Source organism: Streptomyces sp. NPDC030021 (genome assembly GCF_055574035.1).
Map to the genome: position 1 here is coordinate 46,466 of NZ_JBVIAH010000029.1, position 16,474 is coordinate 62,939.

The following is a 16,474-nucleotide window of genomic DNA, read 5'->3' on the forward strand; positions in this document are numbered from 1 at the left end:
GACCACTCCAGGGTCCGCCGCCCGGCACCTCTCCCGTACTCCTGCGATCAGCGACGCTCCAGGCGGAACAACCGAATCTCGCGCTCGATGCGCGCCTGGTACGTCGCATACGGCGGCCAGAACCTCAGCACCGCCTGCCACGCCTCCGCGCGTTCCTCACCCGCCAGCAGCCGGGCCCGGACGGGGATGTCCCGGCCTTGCCAACTCACGTCCGCGTCCGGGTGCTTGAGCAGGTTCCCGGTCCATGCCGGGTGCCCGGGCCGGCCGAAGTTGGAGCCGATCAGGATCCACGTCGCCCCGCCGTCCTCCGGCATGCAGGCGAGCGGGGTCGTGCGCGGCTCTCCGGTCTTGGCACCCTTGGCGGTGAGGATCACGCCCGGCAGCATCTGGGCGCTGAGGATGACCTTGCCGCGGGTCAGCTTGTGCACCGCCTTGTCCATGGCGGGGATGAAGTGCGGTGCGATCTTGGCGAAGAGCATGGTCGAGGAGACCTTCTGCATCAGCTTGACGCCGGGAGCCATCAGACGGCCACCTTCTCTGGTGCGGGCGGGGACGTGGGCGGGGACGTGGGGTCGGGCGAAGGTTCCGGCGGAGCCGGGGCCGGAGCGGCCGCCCGGGCCGCCGGGTCCGCCGGGTCCGCCGGGTCCGCGAACAGGCCCGCGCGGTCGGCGGCGTGCGCCCGCAGCCGGTGGACCGGGCCGAACAGCAGCTCGTCGGCCGCCGCCCGCTTGAAGTAGAGGTGCGCGTCGTGCTCCCAGGTGAAGCCGATGCCGCCGTGCAGCTGGATCGCCTCGCCCGCGGTCACCCGTAGGGCCTCCAGGGCCTGGGCGAGCGCGAGGCCCCCCTGGTCCGGGTCCCAGGCGGCGTAATAGGCCGCCGAGCGGGCCGCCTGCACCTGCACGTACAGGTCGGCGAGGCGGTGCTTGACCGCCTGGAAGGAGCCGATCGCCCGGCCGAACTGCTCGCGCCCGCGTACGTACTCCACCGTGCGGGCCAGCGCCTGGCCGGCCGCGCCGACGGCCTCGGCGGCCAGCACGGCAGCGGCCGTACGCCCGGTGGCGGCGAGCGCGCCGAGCACATCCGCCCCTTCGTCGCCGAGCAACTCCGCGGTCACGTTCCGCAGTTCGATCCTGGCCTGCGGGCGGGTCTCGTCCAGAACGGTCTGCCGGGACCGTACGAGTCCTGGCGCGTCCTCCCGCACGAGGAACAGCAGCGTGCGGCTGCGCGCGAAGCCGCCGGTGTGCGCGGCGACCAGCAGCAGCCCGGCGCTGTGCCCGTCGAGCACCTGGACGGCCTCCCCGTACAGCCGCCAGCCGCCGCCGGAGCCGTCGGCGGTGACGGCGCGGGCCTGGACACCGCCCGCGCGGCCGCCGCCGGACCACTGCCCGGAGGTGTCCTCGCCGGTCAGCGCGAGGGCGGTGGCCAGCGCCGGGCCGCTGACGGCGAGGGCGGCGGTCAGCCCGCCCGTGGCCAGCGGCGGGAGCAGCGCGGAGCGCTGGGCCTCGGTGCCGAGGGCGGTGATCAGGGGCACGCACAGCGCCGCGGTGGCCAGCAGCGGCGAGGGCAGCAGCGCCCGGCCCGTCTCCTCGCAGGCCAGGGCCAGGTCGGCGGGGGCGCAGCCGACACCGCCGTACTCCTCGGCGATGGCGATGCCGGGCAGCCCGAGCTGCCGGGCCAGCTGCTGCCAGAGCTCGCGGTCGTGTCCGGCGGCGGTACGGACGGCGGCCTTGACCTCGTCGGGGCCGCAGCGTTTGCCCAGGATCTCGCGCAGGGTACGGCGTATCTCGTCCTGCTCCGCGGTGAAGGCGGCATCCATCGTCGGGCTCCTCCCGGGGGCACCTCCCAGCGGTGGCTGGGGGCATCTGACGGGCCGTCATATTAGGCCCGGCGGGGACAGATGCACAGGGGGCGGCGGGGGTGGGTTGCACGGCGGGGTCTAGCGTCTGACACTTCGTCAGATATACCGTCCCCTCATGCCTGGACCCACAACTGGACCCACACCGGGACCCACATCCGGACCCACGTCCCGCGCCCGCCGGAGGGTCGCGGTGGTCGGCGTCGCCCTCTCGGACTGCGGCCGGGTCGACGGCCCCACCCCCTACGCCCTGCACGCACAGGCCGCCCGGCGCGCCCTGGCCGACTCCGGCCTGCACCGCTCCGTCATCGACGGCTTCGCCTCGGCCGGCCTCGGCACGCTCGCACCGGTCGAGGTGGCCGAGTACCTGGGCCTGCGCCCCACCTGGGTCGACTCCACCTCGGTCGGCGGCTCGACCTGGGAGGTCATGGCCGCCCACGCGGCGGACGCGATCGCCGCCGGGCACGCCAACGCCGTACTCCTGGTCTACGGCTCCACGGCCCGCGCGGACATCAAGGCGCGACGCCGCACGTCCAACCTCTCCTTCGGCGCGCGGGGACCGCTGCAGTTCGAGGTCCCGTACGGCCACACACTGATCTCCAAGTACGCCATGGCCGCCCGCCGCCACATGCACGAATACGGGACGACGCTGGAGCAGCTCGCCTCCGTGGCCGTACAGGCCCGGGCGAACGCGGCCACCAACCCGGACGCCATGTTCCGCGACCCGATCACGGTCGAGGACGTACTCGGCGGCGACATGATCGCCGACCCCTTCACCAAGCTGCACTGCTGCATCCGCTCGGACGGCGGCTGCGCGGTGCTCCTGGCGGCGGAGGACTACGTACCGGACACCGCGAAGGCCCCCGTCTGGATCCTGGGGGCCGGCACGTCCGTCTCCCACACCACCATGTCGGAGTGGGAGGACTTCACGGTGTCCCCGGCGGCGGTGTCGGGCCGCATCGCCTTCGAACGGGCCGGCCTCACCCCGGCGGACGTGGACCTCGCGGAGATCTACGACGCCTTCACCTACATGACCCTGGTGACCCTGGAGGACCTCGGCTTCTGCGCGAAGGGCGAGGGCGGGGCCTTCGTGGAGAAGGGCCGCCTGCTGCGCGACGGGGAACTCCCGGTCAACACCGACGGCGGCGGCCTATCGGCCTGCCACCCCGGCATGCGCGGGCTGTTCCTCCTGGTCGAGGCCGTCCGCCAACTCCGCGGCGAGGCGGGGGCCGGCCAGGTCACCAAACCCGGCGGCCGCCTCCCGGAGGTCGCCCTGGCCTCGGGCACGGGCGGCTGGTTCTGCTCGTCGGGAACGGTCCTGCTGGGGCGGGGATGACCGGCCCCCGCCCGGGGGCGGGGACCGCTACTTGCCCTCGGCGAGGGTGTGCGCCACGAGGGCGCTGGCGTGACCGTGCCCCAGACCGTGCTCGGTCTTGAGCCACGAGACGAGCTCCATGTGCTTGGTCAGCGGCGAGGACCGAATGAGGTCCTGCCACTCCCCGATCGGACGTCCGTACTTCTTCTCGATCGAGGGGAAGTAGCTGGCGGGGCCCTTCGCTGTCTCGGCCATGATGCGTGTCCCTCCAGGGGGGGGTGGGGGTGTGTGCGGTGCGGGGCTGTGCTGTGCGGTGCGGTCTCGTAGGTATGACTGCGTCGGGGACGAGAACTCATCGGTGGGACGGAAGATTTCTTCGGGGGCGGGAGGGCAGGGCTTCGGGAGGCGGGAGCTGCTCGGGCGGCATCAGAGTGGCGTATGGGGTTTCCCGTCAGTCCCATCGTCTCTCCGTGTCGGGCCGGTCCCTCAAGGGCGCTCCCTTCGGTCGCGTCACTGCGTGATGACCTGCGGCCACCCTTGACCGACCGTCCCGCCCCGGACATACGAGGACAGCCGGGAAACCCCCAAAGGAACGGGCCGGGCACTCAAGGATCAGGACGGGGTGATCAGAGACGCCCAGGACGATCCCGGTAGGGGCACGTTCCCGAGACGGGGCCCATCCACACCGGGGCCCGGGTCGGTGGGGCGCGCCCCACCGCTACGCGCTCCTCACCTCTCAGCGTCCCCACACCGTCCTGGGCTGGACATAGGCCCCCCACGCGCTCGATCCGGCGGTCGACCTGCGTCCGACGACCGTCCGGGGCCGGGCACAAGCCGCCCAAGGCCCTTGGTCGCTCCTCTCGGGAGGCGTCGGGCGGCTGTCCGAGGCGGAAAGGCGTGGGACAGCGGCTATGTCGTCGTGGATGCGGGTCAGCGCACGCGGGGCGCCCGAAACCCGCGTTCGAGGGTGGGTTGTGATGTCGCGATCGCGCCGCCCCGGCTCCACGACGGAATGGTCGAGCTGTGAGCCGTCAGCCCCTCTCGGCGGCTCTCTTCAGCTCCGGACCGCCATCGGTCGCCGGGCGCCTCTCACCCGCATGGCCCCACCCGCGCGCCATGGAGGTTCGTCACGCGCAGGATGGCCCGTAGGGATCCGGACGACGTGGACGGAACGCAGGGACATCAGGAGGCGGCGTTATGTTCTTCTTCTACAGCAAGGACACGGGAGCCGCAGGAACGGGCAAGCTCGGTGCCAGTGGCGAATACGTCAGCTTGAAGGACTTCCCGGCCGGACAGTTCGGCAAGTGGAGCCACATCGCCTTCGACGACGGTGCCTCCAAGCTCTTCTTCTACAGCAGGGACACACGGGCCGCCGGATCGGGCAAGCTCGACGCCAGCGGCAACTACGTGCACCTGAAGAGCTTCCCGGCCGGACAGTTCGGGAGCTGGACCCACATCGTGCCGACCCGCCGCAAGCTCTTCTTCTACAACAAGGACACACGGGTAGCCGCATCGGGCGAACTCGATGAGAGCGGCAACTACGCGCACCTGAAGGACTTCCCGGCCGGACAGTTCGGAGACTGGACCCACATCGGTGTGACCCAAGAGGGCACTCCGTGACGGGACGGCCCGACCACCGGCGGTCGTCGGACGCATATCGAGCGCCGGACCGAGGAGCGTGGGCGGCCCATGTCCAGCCCAGGACGGTGTGGGGACGCTGAGAGATGAGGAGCGCGTAGCGATCGGACGCGCTTCCCCCGACCCGGGCCCTGGTCTGTGATGGGCCCCGCCTCCCGGTCATGGCTCTTCGCGCCCGACCAGGCAGCGCATCTCTGACCGCCCCGTCCTGATCCTTGAGTGCCCGGCCCGTTCCTTTGGGGGCTTCCCGGAAGTCTTTCGTTTCTCCGGGGCGGGACGGTCGGTCAAGGGTGGCCGAAGGCCATCACGCAGTGACGCGACGAAGGAGCGCCCTTGAGGGACCGGCTCGACACGGAGGGACGATGAGACTGACGGGAAACCCCCATACACATCCCTGATACCGCCCGAGCCGCTCCCGCCCTCCGGAGTCGCGTGGCCGCCGTCACGGAGTCTCCCGAGTGCGGGTACCGACCGCGTCGGTCCGGGACGAGCCGCGGGACTTCTTGAGAGAGCAGTCGGGGTGCGCGTACGCGGGTGGCCGGACCGCGGACGCGGAGAAGTCAGGGCCGACCCGGTTGACGGGGATGGCAGGGACGCTCTTGTCGCAGTACACGCAGTACTCGACGCTCACTGAGTGGCCTCGTTCAGCAGTGCGAGCATCCGGCGGACCGTCCTGGCCAGGCCGCGGGCGTAGTTCCATTGCCCCAACGGCCCGCCGTTCGGACCTTCACTCGTGAGCGTGTGCCAGTCAGCCAGTGGAGCTGCCGACTCCTTGAGGTCTACGACCTCGACCAAGAGCAGGCTGCCATACTCCAGGAGCCGCTCGGCGAGGATTTCGACGTCGACATCGTCGGGCTTCCGGTTGTACGGGACGAGCGCCCTCCTCACGAGGTCTGCGCTCGTCTCAAGGTCGCTTCGTGCGCTCGTCATGGCAGTCTCCCTACCGTCGTCTGCGGGTCTCCTCTGGCTCCCGCCGCTACGCTGAGCAGTCGGGCGACCACGGCTTTGAGCGTAGATTTCCGACCGCCTCGCCCGAAGTGACCATCAGTACGGGTTACTTGGCAGCACGCCTCGGCATAGGGAGCGTCATGAGCAGCAACCCGACCATCGCCCTGACCGGTGGTCAGGGCGGCCGGCGGCGAAGCCGCTGCGGACTGGTCTCCGGCTACGTGTTCCGCGTCATCCGGGAGCAGCTAGGCCATACCCAGGAGACCCTCGCCGAGGCCTTCGCCGTCTCGGCGGACACCATCGCCGGATGGGAGACCGGTAGGCGCCCCATGACTGCCCTGGCCGTCGGCCAGATGCTGGCACACCGACACCGGCTGATGAGGATGGGTGCCGGAGCCGCCCCGCTCCTTGCCCTGGAGAAGGCGCTGGAAGCTGACGTCCTGCTGGCCAGCGCTCTTGACGACGAGGGGGCGCCCGCCAACAGCCCGCTCGGGGCGTGGGTCATGCGGCGTGATCTCGTAGAGGTGCTCGCCTGGCCGCTGAACGGGGTCACCCCAGAGCCGATGCGCGCCCTCCAGGCCCCGTCACGGCCTCGCCGGGGTCCCGCCGCCGACCGGCCCGAGCTCAGCAGCGAGGAGCGCCTCAGGTTCTTCTGCCACATGCGGCGCATGGCAGAGGAGGCCCACACCGGTCGCCAGTTCCTCCTTCGGAGGCAGGCCCTTTACCTCGCGGGCTACGACGACGCGGCCGACACTTCCGACTGGCTCACCCAGCAGCGAAAGACCGAGCAGCCCTCCGACTGGCTCACTCAGTGGCTCACCTCCCGCTCCGTCGCCGCCGTGGCCGCCCGCCGGGGAGACCGGGACCGGATGCAGCACTTCATCTCGACCACGCTGGATGACCAGGACGCCGGCGAGGCCGCCAACCTGAGCTACTGGGCCTACTGGATCGGGGAATCGGGGCACCCCGAGCTCTCCGACGACTTCATTGCCGCCCCCGGTGTCATGAACTGGCACGGCCACAGGCTGCTCCGGCATCTGGTCGCCGGACTCGTCCCCCAGCACGGCTTCTTCGATCTCAACCTGCACACTCTGTGGGCGCTGCTCGCGGCCCGCCCGGGACTCCTCCGGACCAGCTCGGATGCCGGGCGGGCGCTGCGAGCACAGCTGCCCTTGCTATTGGATAGCACAACGGCCTCGGCACGTGCGCGTCGAGAGCTGGAGGGCATCCGGTACGCGATCCGCCTCGCCGAGGCGTAAGAAGGAGACACAGTGGCTGACGATCTGTCCGCGGTGGCGCGCTTCCTCTACGAGGCCGGCACGCTCAAGCACACCCGCCGTACAGGCTGGTGGATGGCCGGCGTCAACGATCCCGAGAGCGTCGCGGAGCACTCCTGGCGCACCTCTCTCATCGCGTCGATCGTCGCGAAGCTGGAAGGCGCCGATCCCGCGCGTGCCGCCTTCCTCGCCGTGTGGCACGACACCCAGGAGACCCGCACCGGGGACGTCAACCACCTTGGGAAGAAATACGCGACCAGCGCCGACCCGCAGGCGGTGACCGCCGACCAGACCGCGGGTATGCCGGACGTGCTCGCGTCGACGATCCAGGAGCTGGTGGCCGAGTACGAGTCGAAGGACTCACCGGAGGCGGTCTGCGCGCGCGACGCGGACAAGTTGGAGTGCATGCTGCAGGGCATCGAGTACAAGGCCCAGGGGTACGAGGCTGCGCAACGGTGGATCGACAACAGCCGAGCCAGGCTCACGACCGAGGCGGGTAAGAGGCTCGCCGAGGACTTGCTCGGGCAGGATCCGCTCGGCTGGTTGCGGGCGGCCATCGGCGAAAAGGGCTGAGCCGTACGAACGGCGGATGGGAGTGGCCCGCCCGCGGGTTCCTGTTGTTCGATGGGCTGCATGACCAGCGAGATCAGCAGCGACGAATTCCGCGCCACTCTGCATTCCCTGCGCGTGTGGGACTCCCCGCTCCCCGGGTTCGATGCCTCCGCCGCGCCCCGGGAGCCCTTGGCGCTGTTCCGGGAGTGGTTCGTGCATGCCGCCCGGGCGGGGCAGTTGGAGCCGCACACCATGACTCTGGCGACGGTGGACGGGGAGGGGCGGCCCGATGTGCGGACGTTGATGCTGCACGACGTCGACGCGCGCGGCTGGCACTTCGCCTCGCACGCCACCAGTGCCAAGGGCGTGCAGCTGGCCGGGCGCCCGGATGCGGCGCTCGGGTTCTACTGGCCGGCCGTGGGCCGCCAGGTCCGCGTCCGGGGGCGGGTCACCGCCTGCGGGCCCGAGGAGAGCCGGGCGGACCTGGCGGTCCGCTCGCGGGGTGCGCTCGCCGCCGCGCTCACGGGCCGGCAGAGCGAGGTGCTCGGCTCCGCCGAGGAGCTGGCGCGGGTCTCGGCGGCCGCCTGGGAGCGGGCCGGAGCCGAGCCGGACGCGCCGGCTCCGACCTGGACGCGGTACGTGCTGGACCCCGCCGAGGTGGAGTTCTTCCAGGGTGACGCCGCACGCCGGCACATCCGCCTGCGGTACTCCCGTACCGCGGACGGGTTCTGGGAGCGCGAGCTGCTCTGGCCCTGACCTCCGGTCCGAAGGCCCTCAGTCCGGGGGCGGCGCCGGCTGGAAGACCGCCGCCCACACCCCGTCCGCGGCCTCGCGGAAGGTGACCGTCAGCGGCATGCCGATGCGCAGGTCCGCCGCTTCGCAGTCCACCACCTCGGTCATCATCCGCGGGCCTTCGGCGAGGTCGACGACCGCCGCCGTGTACGGGACGCGCGTACCGAACGGCGGGAGGTCGTTGCGGTGGATGACCGACCACGTGTAGAGGGTCGCCCGGCCGCTCGCCGTCTCCCACGTCACGCGGTCCTCGCCCGCCCAGCAGAAGGGGCAGAACTCGCGCGGGTAGTGGTGCGCCCGCCCGCAGTCGGCGCAGCGCCGCAGGAGCAGTCGGCCCTCGGCGGCCGCGTCCCAGTAGGGGCGGGTGAACTCGTCCGCCTCGGGGAGGTCGTAGCGCACCGTGCCGGTCACAGGAACAGTCCGATCGCCGCGTCGAGGGACCAGGTCTGCCAGGACATGGCGAGGAGGGCGACGAGGGAGATGAGCGCCATCATCGCGTTCTGACCCTGCTCGGCCCAGTCGTGGATCATCAGCACCAGGTAGAGCAGGTTCAGCAGGAGTCCGCCGATCAGTGCGACCGGGGCCAGGAAGCCGAGTACCAGGCCCAGCCCGAGGGCGAGTTCCGCGTAGACGACGATGTACGCCATCGCCTTCGGCCGCGGTGCGACGACCAGTTCGAAGCCGCCCTTGACGAAGGTCCAGCGGTGTTTGCCGGCGACGTCGGCGGCCCAGGCGATGCCGGTGCCGCGCTCGAACCAGCCCTTCTTGTCCTTGTGCCGCCAGCTCTCCAGCCACCACAGGCCGAGGCCTATCCGGAGCACGGCGAGCCATTCGGCCCCACTGAGCCAGATGGTCTGCATCGGCAGCCCCCACCCCTCTCGCGATCGACGCGCACGCTCTATCTGACGGTACGTCAGTTGAGCGGATCCGGGGCGATCGCGCAAGGCCCCGGCCGGCTGCGGATCCGCGGCCCCGCGGGCGTTCCGGGCGCCCGTGATCGATCCGCAATCGATTCCCCGCCCGACCGAGACCCATCAACCCAGCGTGGCGATACGATCACACCTCATGCCCGAAGACCCCGCAGCACCCGACATGACCACCCAGCCCCGCCCCGTGTACGTCATCGGGGCCGGCCCCGGCGGCCTCGCCGCGGCCGCCGCGCTGCGCGCCCGCGGGGTCCGCGCGGTGGTCGTCGAGAAGTCCGACGCGGTCGGCGCATCCTGGCGGCAGCACTACGACCGGCTGCGCCTGCACACCACGCGCCGGCTCTCCGCCCTCCCGGGCCTGGCCATGCCGCGCCGCTTCGGGCGCTGGGTCTCCCGCGACAACGTCGTGCGCTATCTGGAGAAGTACGCCGAGTTCCACGAGCTGGAGCTGGTCACCGGTGTGGAGGTGACCCGGATCGAGCCCGCCGGGCCCGGCCCCGAGGGCGAGGGCGGCTGGACCCTGCACGCCAGCGGCGGCCGGGAGCTGGCGGCCGCGGCCGTGGTCGTCGCCACCGGGTACAACCACACGCCCGCGCTCCCCGACTGGCCGGGCCGGGACGCGTACGAGGGCCGGCTGCTGCACGCCGGCGAGTACCGCAACCCCCAGCCGTACGCCGGCCAGGACGTCCTCGTCGTCGGCGTCGGCAACACCGGCGCCGAGATAGCCGTCGACCTCGTCGAGGGCGGCGCGGCGCGGGTGCGGCTCGCCGTGCGCACCGCGCCGCACATCATGCGCCGCTCCACCGCCGGCTGGCCGGCCCAGCGCAGCGGGATCCTCGTACGCCGACTGCCGGCGCCGCTGGTGGACCGGCTGTCGGTGCTCGTCGCCAGGGCCTCCGTCCCGGACCTGTCGGCGTACGGGCTTCCGCGCCCGGCCACCGGCCTGTACAGCAGGGTCAAGCAGGGGTCGATACCGGTTCAGGACGTCGGTCTGGTCGACGCGGTCCGCAGCGGCAAGGTGGAGCCGGTGGCCGCCGTCGAGGCCTTCGACGGCGCCGAGGTGGTGCTCGCGGACGGCTCGCGGATCACCCCGGACGCGGTGATCGCGGCGACCGGCTACCGCCGGGCCCTGGAGGGGCTGGTCGGCCACCTCGGGGTGCTCGACGAGCGCGGCCGCCCGCGTACGCACGGCGCCCGCACCCCCGAGCAGGCCCCCGGCCTGTACTTCACGGGATTCAGCAACCCCATCAGCGGCATGTTCCGGGAGATGGCCCTGGACGCGGAGAAGATCGCCAAGGCGGTCGCCCGGCGGTCCGGGGCGGGCGCCTCGTGAAGCTGCCCGGCTCGAACGCTCCGGCACGGATCCGGGAGGCCGCCCTGACCGCCTGGAGCGAGCCGCTGTCCCGCTGGTACGTGGTGCTGCTCGCGGTGTGCACGGTGTGGTCCATGACCGGCGGCGTGGGGCTCGGCGGGGACGGCTGGCTGATCCGCAGCATCGCGGTGATCCTGACGATGCCCTGGCTCCTCGTCGTGCACCTCTTCCTCGTCGTCACCCAGGTCGACACCTGGCTGCTCGGCTACAACTTCTACTTCGAGTCCCCCGCCTGGCTGTTCGAGCCGCTCTGGGTCCTGTACTGCCTGACCGCCGGGCTGCTGAACGCCCGGCTGCTGGCCCGCGTGTCGCGCTCGGCACGGGAGGCGGGATCCGCGCCATGGTGGGTCCCGGCGTTCACCCTGGCCTTCTTCGCCGGGCTGTTCGCCCTCTGGCACGCCTGAGCCGCGACGGCCGGGCCGAGTCGGGTCGGGCCGAGTCGGGTCGGGTCGGGTCGGGTCGGGTCGGGGTCGGGGCGCGCCGCGTCGGCCGAATCGCGCCCTGGACCGGTCCCGGCGGGATCTGTCACCGTTCACTCCACCACATCACCTCCACACCTTTCCTGCGCAGCCCTGTTCCTGACGGCACGTCAGTTCAGTAATCTGACTACACGTCAGTTATTGAGTTCCATCGAGGTTCATCGAGCAGGAGCGGGCGGCAACGATGCTTGGATCTACTCACGGCACCCTCACCACCGACTTCCGCGCACGTGTCGAGGCCTGCGGGGAGTCTCCCAGGACCGCCGTCCACTCGTCGGCGGCCCCCTCCGCCGACGACGCGGTCCCCCTGGACGTCAGCGGACGACCGCTGCACGCCGACGTGCCCGACCTGGACCGGTTCTTCCGGCCCGAGTCTGTGGCCGTCATCGGCGCCTCCGACACGGAGGGCCGGCCCAACACCGGCATCACCCGCCAGCTCATCGCCTGGGCGGAGCGCGTCGGCGCCCGGATCCACCCCGTGCACCCCACCCGCCCCACCGTCTTCGGGCTGACCTGCCACGCCTCCGTGGCCGACCTGCCCGAACAGGTGGATCTCGCCGTCCTCCTCGTCGCCGACCCGCTCCCCGTCATCGAGGAACTGGCCGAGACCAAGGTCAAGTTCGCGGTCGCCTTCGCCTCCGGCTTCGCCGAGACCGGCGACGCGGGGGCCGCCGCCCAGGAGCGGCTCGGCGCCGCCGTCCGCGGCTCCGGCCTGCGCCTGCTGGGCCCCAACACCAACCTCAACGCCTTCGAGAAGTTCCGCGAGGACCTCGACGGCCCGGCGATCGCCCTCATCACCCAGTCCGGCCACCAGGGCCGGCCCGTCTACACCCTCCAGGAGCTGGGCATCCGGCTCTCCCACTGGGCGCCCACCGGCAACGAGGCGGACCTGGAGACCTCCGACTTCATCTCCTACTTCGCCGAGCAGCCCGAGGTCGGGGCCATCGCCTGCTACGTGGAGGGCCTCAAGGACGGCCGGTCCTTCCTGCTCGCCGCCGACCGGGCCGCACGCAACGGCGTCCCCGTCGTCGCCGTCAAGGTCGGCCGCACCGAGACCGGCGCCCGCATGGCCGCCTCCCACACCGGGAAGCTCACCGGCGCCGACACCGTCGTGGACGCCGCCATGCGCCAGTTCGGCGTCATCCGCGTCGACGGTCTCGACGAGCTCCAGGACACCGCCGCCCTGCTCGCCCGGGCCCGCAAGCCCAAGGCGGACGGGGTCGTCGTCTACTCCATCTCCGGCGGCACCGGGGCGCACTTCTCCGACCTGGCCACGGAGGCGGGCCTGACCCTGCCCACCCTCTCGCAGGCCAAGCAGGACGAACTCCACCAGTGGATCCCGCCGTACCTGAACGTCGCCAACCCCGTCGACAACGGCGGCCACCCGGTCGGCGACTGGCGCGGCCGGAAGATCATCGACGCGATCCTCGCCGACCCCGAGGTGGGCGTCCTGATCTGCCCGATCACCGGCCCCTTCCCGCCCATGAGCGACAAACTCGCCCAGGACCTGGTGGACGCCGCCGAGCAGAGCGACAAGCTGATCTGCGTGATCTGGGGCTCCCCCGTCGGCACCGAGGACGCCTACCGCACCACCCTCCTCGGCTCCTCCCGCGTGGCCACCTTCCGTACCTTCGGCAACTGCATCACCGCCGTACGCGCCTACCTCGGCCACCACCGCTTCACCGCCGGATATCGCTCCCCGTTCGAGGACGCACCGCGCACGCCCTCGCCCTCGTACCGCAAGGCGCAGGCCCTCATGCGGCCGTCCCAGCAGCTCAGCGAGCATGCGGCGAAGCAGCTCCTGCGCGCCTACGGGATACGGGTCCCCCGCGAGCAGCTGGTGACCAGCGCGGCGGCGGCGGTCCGCGCGGCCGGGCTGGTCGGCTACCCGGTGGTGATGAAGGCCTCGGGCCCGCAGCTGGGGCACAAGACGGAGCTCGGCCTGGTGAAGATCGGCCTCACTTCGGCGAGCCAGATCCGTGACGCGTACCGGGAGCTGACCGACATCGCGCGCTACGAGAACGTGCCGCTCGACGGGATCCTGGTCTGCCAGATGGTGGAGCGGGGCGTGGAGATGGTCGTCGGCGTGACCCAGGACGACCTCTTCGGCCCCACCGTCACCGTCGGGCTGGGCGGGGTCCTGGTGGAGGTCCTGCACGACGCGGCGGTCCGCGTGCCGCCGTTCGGCGAGGACCAGGCGCGGGCGATGCTGAGGGAGCTGCGCGGGCATGCACTGCTGGAGGGCGTACGGGGAGCGCCCCCGGCCGATGTGGACGCCCTGGTGGAGGTCGTCCTGCGCATCCAGCGGATGGCGCTCGAACTGGGCGACGAGCTCTCCGAGCTGGACATCAACCCGCTGATGGTGCTCCCGCGGGGGCAGGGGGCGGTGGCGCTGGACGCGCTCGCCATCTGCCGCTGACCCCGGTGGGCCCGGCCGCCGCTGCGCGGAGCCTTCCCGAAACCGGGCTCTGCCCGGACCCGGTCCTCAAACGCCGGACGGGCTGAAAATCCAGCCTCGCCGGCGTTTGAGGCGCGGGTCCGGGCAGAGCCCGGGAAACGGAGAAAGGGCGGGGCGGGGAGAAGCTCCGCGCAGCGGCAACCGGCACCAGGCCGCAACCACCGACCACGAAGGGAGCCCCACCCATGACCCGCGCCCCCGAGGACGAAGTCCTCCACCGCACCGAGAACAACGTCTCGTGGATCACCCTCAACCGCCCCGAGGCCATGAACGCCGTCACCTGGGACCAGCGCGAGCGCGTCATCGCGCTGCTCGCCGAGGCCTCCGCCGACCCGGCCGTGCGGGCCGTCGTCGTCACCGCCACCGGCAAGGGCTTCTGCGCGGGCGCCGACCTGCGCGGCAGCGCCCCTGCGGGCGAGAGGGTCGCCGGTGACGTCGCCCGTATGATCCGCCTCGGCGCGCAGCGCCTGATCACGGCCGTGCTCGACTGCGAGAAGCCCGTCCTCGCCGCCGTCAACGGCACGGCCGCCGGTATCGGCGCCCACCTGGCCCTCGCCTGCGACCTCGTGATCGCCGCCGAACCGGCCCGTTTCATCGAGGTGTTCGTCCGCCGCGGCCTGGTCCCCGACGGCGGGGGCGCGTATCTGCTGCCCCGGCTCGTCGGGCCGCAGAAGGCCAAGGAGCTGATGTTCTTCGGCGATGCCGTCCCGGCCGCCGAGGCCGAGCGCCTGGGTCTGGTCAACCGGGTGGTTCCGGCGGAGGAGTTGGAGGCGACGGCTCGTGAATGGGCCGAGCGGCTCGCCCAGGGGCCCACCCGGGCCCTGGCCATGACCAAGCAGCTGGTCAATGCCTCCCTGGACGGCGACCGGGCGGCCGCGCTCGCCGCCGAGGCCACCGCCCAGGAGATCAACATGACCACCGCCGATGCGAACGAGGGCGTGGCGAGCTTCGTGGAGCGCCGCACGCCCAAGTACCTCGGCCGCTGACGGAACCGCAGCGGCGTACTACATCCGCGGGTCGGGCTTGAGCAGCGCGAACACCGCTCCGGCCGGGTCGGCCAGCCAGGCGATCCGGCCGACCTCGGGGAGGTCGGTGGCCGGCATGAGCACCGAGCCGCCGTTCGCCTTGGCCGCCGCGACGGTGGCGTCGACGTCCGCCGAAGCGAAGTACGGCACCCAGCGCGCCTGCTCGCCATCGCCCTCCCCCAGGAAGGGGGCGACCCCGCCGAAGGAGGCGTCCTGCTGGTCCCCGTCGGCGGTGCTCAGCACCCGGTACATCATTCCGGGCGCGGGCATTTCGGCGCTGCGCCAGCCGAACACCCCGGTGTAGAAGGCGATGACGGCGACGGGGTCCGCCACGTGGAGCTCGGTCCACACCAGCGTGTTGTCGGCGGAGGTCAGCTGGAGTCCGGCGGTCTTCCCGGGCTGCCAGCAGGCGAACTCGGCGCCCTGCGGGTCGGTGAACTGGGCCAGCCAGCCCTCTCCCATGACGTCCATGGGCTCCATCCGGACCTTGCCGCCGCCGGCGGTGACGGCCGTCGCGGTGGCCTGGATGTCGGGGGTCATGAAGTGCTGCATCCAGGCGGACGTGGCCCCCTCCTCGGTGAGGGGCCCGAGCGCGGCGACGGTCTTGCCGCCGACCTGGAAGAACCCGTACCCGCCCGCCTCGGGCCCGGCGGAGACGAACTCCCAGCCGAGTACGGCGCTGTAGAACGCGGCGGCCGCCTCGGTGTCGGGGCTGCCGAGATCTAGCCAGTTGGGTGATCCGGTGGTGAAGTCGGTGCCGAGCATGGGGTCCTCCCGGGACTACGGCGGCGGTACGAGGTCGCTGCCACGATGCCGAGCCTCCACCCGCACCCGGGCGTACGGACCCACGGAGGCGGGGGGTTTCACCCGTGTGGGGGTACGGGATGCTCGGCGCGGCGGCCGGGGGGCACGACTAGACGAGGACGTCCGGCGGGCCGGAGCGCCACAGGGGACGCATGGAGCCGGCTCCCGTGTTGCCGGCCGGGTGGAGCTCCCGGCGGGCCGCGGGACCGGCCTCCTGCCACTGCGACTCCCAGCCGGGGCAGCCGCTGACGATCAGTTCCACCCCGGCCCGCTGGTCGAGCCGCGCGTCGGCCGGCCGTTCCCGCCAGGTGCCCGTGGCGGTGCAGCGTGCCACGGAGCCGTCGCCCGGATCGACCGGGAGGTCCTCGACGGCGAGCTCGCCGCCCTCCCGGATCCGGACCGTCCCGCCGCCCTCACCGCGCCACGTGCCGGCGTACTGCGGCTGCCGCAACCCGGGCAGCTCGTAGCCGTTCGTGGTGACCCCGTCCGTCGCGTACGGCCCGCCGACCAGGGTGGCCAGCGCGAGGACGCCGGAGGTGATGTACGCCGCCGTCGCGACGTAGCCGCACGACCGGGTGGTGCGCAGCGCCAGGCCCGCCACCAGCAGGGGGAGTACGCCGCTGCCCGCGATCCAGGCCAGGGTGGGGAGGAACGGGACTCCCGCACGCCACAGGAAGAAGGCGCAGGCCGCCGACATGCCGAGGAGCCAGGCCGGTGCGGCGGCGACTTCGCCCGTCCGGCGGGCCAGGGCGAGGGCGGGGCGGGTGAAGACGAAGGCGTGCAGCATGCCGATGACCAGCAGCAGGGCGGGGACGACCACGGCCCCTGCGACGAGGAAGGTGAGCAGGCCGTTTCCCCGGGTGGTGAGTTCGAAGCCGTCGTCCGGCTCCGGCAGGGCGACGAGCAGGGCCAGCCCTATCAGCAACTGCCCGGCGAAGACCGCTTCCGCGCCGGGTGCCGACGCCCACCATCCGCGGTCCGCCGCCGCCCGCGGCATCCGTGTCACCTGCGTCATCCTGCCCACCCACCCCTG

At 72.2% G+C, this 16,474-nt stretch carries 17 protein-coding genes; 9 read left to right on the forward strand and 8 right to left on the reverse strand.

Features of this window, described 5'->3' with window-relative positions:
• Positions 1 to 47: 47 nt before the first annotated feature.
• Positions 48 to 521 carry a nitroreductase family deazaflavin-dependent oxidoreductase gene (locus ACZ4YL_RS37235; RefSeq protein ID WP_468122609.1) on the reverse strand — a complete coding sequence of 158 codons (474 nt, stop codon included), beginning with the start codon at positions 519 to 521 and terminating at the stop codon, positions 48 to 50.
• Entirely contained in the window at positions 521 to 1,816 is a 1,296-nt protein-coding gene (locus ACZ4YL_RS37240; protein ID WP_468122611.1) for an acyl-CoA dehydrogenase family protein, read from the reverse strand. The genes ACZ4YL_RS37235 and ACZ4YL_RS37240 overlap by 1 nt, the downstream gene beginning before the upstream one ends.
• 157 nt (positions 1,817 to 1,973) lie before the next feature.
• Here ACZ4YL_RS37240 and ACZ4YL_RS37245 point away from each other — a divergent pair, with 157 nt between their 5' ends.
• Complete coding sequence (locus tag ACZ4YL_RS37245; RefSeq protein WP_468122613.1) at positions 1,974 to 3,191, forward strand: thiolase C-terminal domain-containing protein; 1,218 nt, start codon at positions 1,974 to 1,976, stop codon at positions 3,189 to 3,191.
• A 27-nt stretch (positions 3,192 to 3,218) separates the two neighbouring features.
• Here the strand turns inward: ACZ4YL_RS37245 and ACZ4YL_RS37250 are convergent, their stop codons facing one another.
• Positions 3,219 to 3,425, reverse strand: coding sequence for a DUF4287 domain-containing protein (locus ACZ4YL_RS37250; protein ID WP_468122615.1), 207 nt, complete (start codon positions 3,423 to 3,425; stop codon positions 3,219 to 3,221).
• Positions 3,426 to 4,367: 942 nt separating this feature from the next.
• Here ACZ4YL_RS37250 and ACZ4YL_RS37255 point away from each other — a divergent pair.
• Positions 4,368 to 4,790 (forward strand): hypothetical protein, encoded by a 423-nt coding sequence (locus ACZ4YL_RS37255; RefSeq protein WP_468122617.1) that lies wholly within the window; start codon positions 4,368 to 4,370, stop codon positions 4,788 to 4,790.
• 645 nt (positions 4,791 to 5,435) lie between these two features.
• On the opposite strand, the gene ACZ4YL_RS37260 is transcribed toward ACZ4YL_RS37255, so the two are convergent.
• The gene (locus ACZ4YL_RS37260) at positions 5,436 to 5,738 is read right to left on the reverse strand and encodes a DUF6415 family natural product biosynthesis protein (RefSeq protein WP_468122619.1); all 303 of its coding nucleotides are present in this window, start codon (positions 5,736 to 5,738) and stop codon (positions 5,436 to 5,438) included.
• A gap of 158 nt (positions 5,739 to 5,896) precedes the next feature.
• Here ACZ4YL_RS37260 and ACZ4YL_RS37265 point away from each other — a divergent pair, with 158 nt between their 5' ends.
• Genes ACZ4YL_RS37265 through ACZ4YL_RS37275 form a run of 3 tightly spaced genes read left to right on the forward strand, consistent with a single transcriptional unit; the run spans position 5,897 to position 8,341 of the window.
• Positions 5,897 to 7,015 carry a helix-turn-helix domain-containing protein gene (locus ACZ4YL_RS37265; RefSeq protein WP_468122621.1) on the forward strand — a complete coding sequence of 373 codons (1,119 nt, stop codon included), beginning with the start codon at positions 5,897 to 5,899 and terminating at the stop codon, positions 7,013 to 7,015.
• Between the two features lie 12 nt (positions 7,016 to 7,027).
• Positions 7,028 to 7,606 (forward strand): HD domain-containing protein, encoded by a 579-nt coding sequence (locus ACZ4YL_RS37270; RefSeq protein ID WP_468122623.1) that lies wholly within the window; start codon positions 7,028 to 7,030, stop codon positions 7,604 to 7,606.
• Between the two features lie 60 nt (positions 7,607 to 7,666).
• A complete protein-coding gene (locus ACZ4YL_RS37275; RefSeq protein WP_468122625.1) occupies positions 7,667 to 8,341 on the forward strand; it encodes a pyridoxine/pyridoxamine 5'-phosphate oxidase in 675 nt (224 codons plus the stop codon).
• Positions 8,342 to 8,359: 18 nt separating this feature from the next.
• Here the strand turns inward: ACZ4YL_RS37275 and ACZ4YL_RS37280 are convergent, their stop codons facing one another.
• Positions 8,360 to 8,788: a Zn-ribbon domain-containing OB-fold protein gene (locus ACZ4YL_RS37280; protein ID WP_468122627.1), complete on the reverse strand. Its 429-nt coding sequence runs from the start codon at positions 8,786 to 8,788 to the stop codon at positions 8,360 to 8,362.
• Positions 8,785 to 9,237: a DoxX family protein gene (locus ACZ4YL_RS37285; RefSeq protein WP_468122629.1), complete on the reverse strand. Its 453-nt coding sequence runs from the start codon at positions 9,235 to 9,237 to the stop codon at positions 8,785 to 8,787. Before ACZ4YL_RS37285 ends, ACZ4YL_RS37280 begins: the two co-directional genes overlap by 4 nt.
• 205 nt (positions 9,238 to 9,442) lie before the next feature.
• On the opposite strand from ACZ4YL_RS37285, the gene ACZ4YL_RS37290 reads away from it, so the two are divergent.
• The 4 genes from ACZ4YL_RS37290 (at position 9,443) to ACZ4YL_RS37305 (ending at position 14,598) form a co-directional block, all read left to right on the forward strand.
• Positions 9,443 to 10,636: a flavin-containing monooxygenase gene (locus ACZ4YL_RS37290; protein ID WP_468122631.1), complete on the forward strand. Its 1,194-nt coding sequence runs from the start codon at positions 9,443 to 9,445 to the stop codon at positions 10,634 to 10,636.
• On the forward strand, positions 10,633 to 11,079 hold the full coding sequence (locus ACZ4YL_RS37295) for a hypothetical protein (RefSeq protein ID WP_468122633.1): 447 nt from the start codon (positions 10,633 to 10,635) through the stop codon (positions 11,077 to 11,079). The genes ACZ4YL_RS37290 and ACZ4YL_RS37295 overlap by 4 nt, the downstream gene beginning before the upstream one ends.
• Before the next feature lie 259 nt (positions 11,080 to 11,338).
• Positions 11,339 to 13,573: an acetate--CoA ligase family protein gene (locus ACZ4YL_RS37300; RefSeq protein WP_468122635.1), complete on the forward strand. Its 2,235-nt coding sequence runs from the start codon at positions 11,339 to 11,341 to the stop codon at positions 13,571 to 13,573.
• Positions 13,574 to 13,797: 224 nt separating this feature from the next.
• Complete coding sequence (locus ACZ4YL_RS37305) at positions 13,798 to 14,598, forward strand: enoyl-CoA hydratase/isomerase family protein (protein WP_468122637.1); 801 nt, start codon at positions 13,798 to 13,800, stop codon at positions 14,596 to 14,598.
• Positions 14,599 to 14,616: 18 nt separating this feature from the next.
• Here ACZ4YL_RS37305 and ACZ4YL_RS37310 read toward each other — a convergent pair whose 3' ends face one another.
• Positions 14,617 to 15,402 (reverse strand): VOC family protein, encoded by a 786-nt coding sequence (locus ACZ4YL_RS37310; RefSeq protein ID WP_468122639.1) that lies wholly within the window; start codon positions 15,400 to 15,402, stop codon positions 14,617 to 14,619.
• A gap of 148 nt (positions 15,403 to 15,550) precedes the next feature.
• On the reverse strand, positions 15,551 to 16,456 hold the full coding sequence (locus ACZ4YL_RS37315) for a hypothetical protein (protein WP_468122641.1): 906 nt from the start codon (positions 16,454 to 16,456) through the stop codon (positions 15,551 to 15,553).
• Positions 16,457 to 16,474 lie beyond the last annotated feature (18 nt).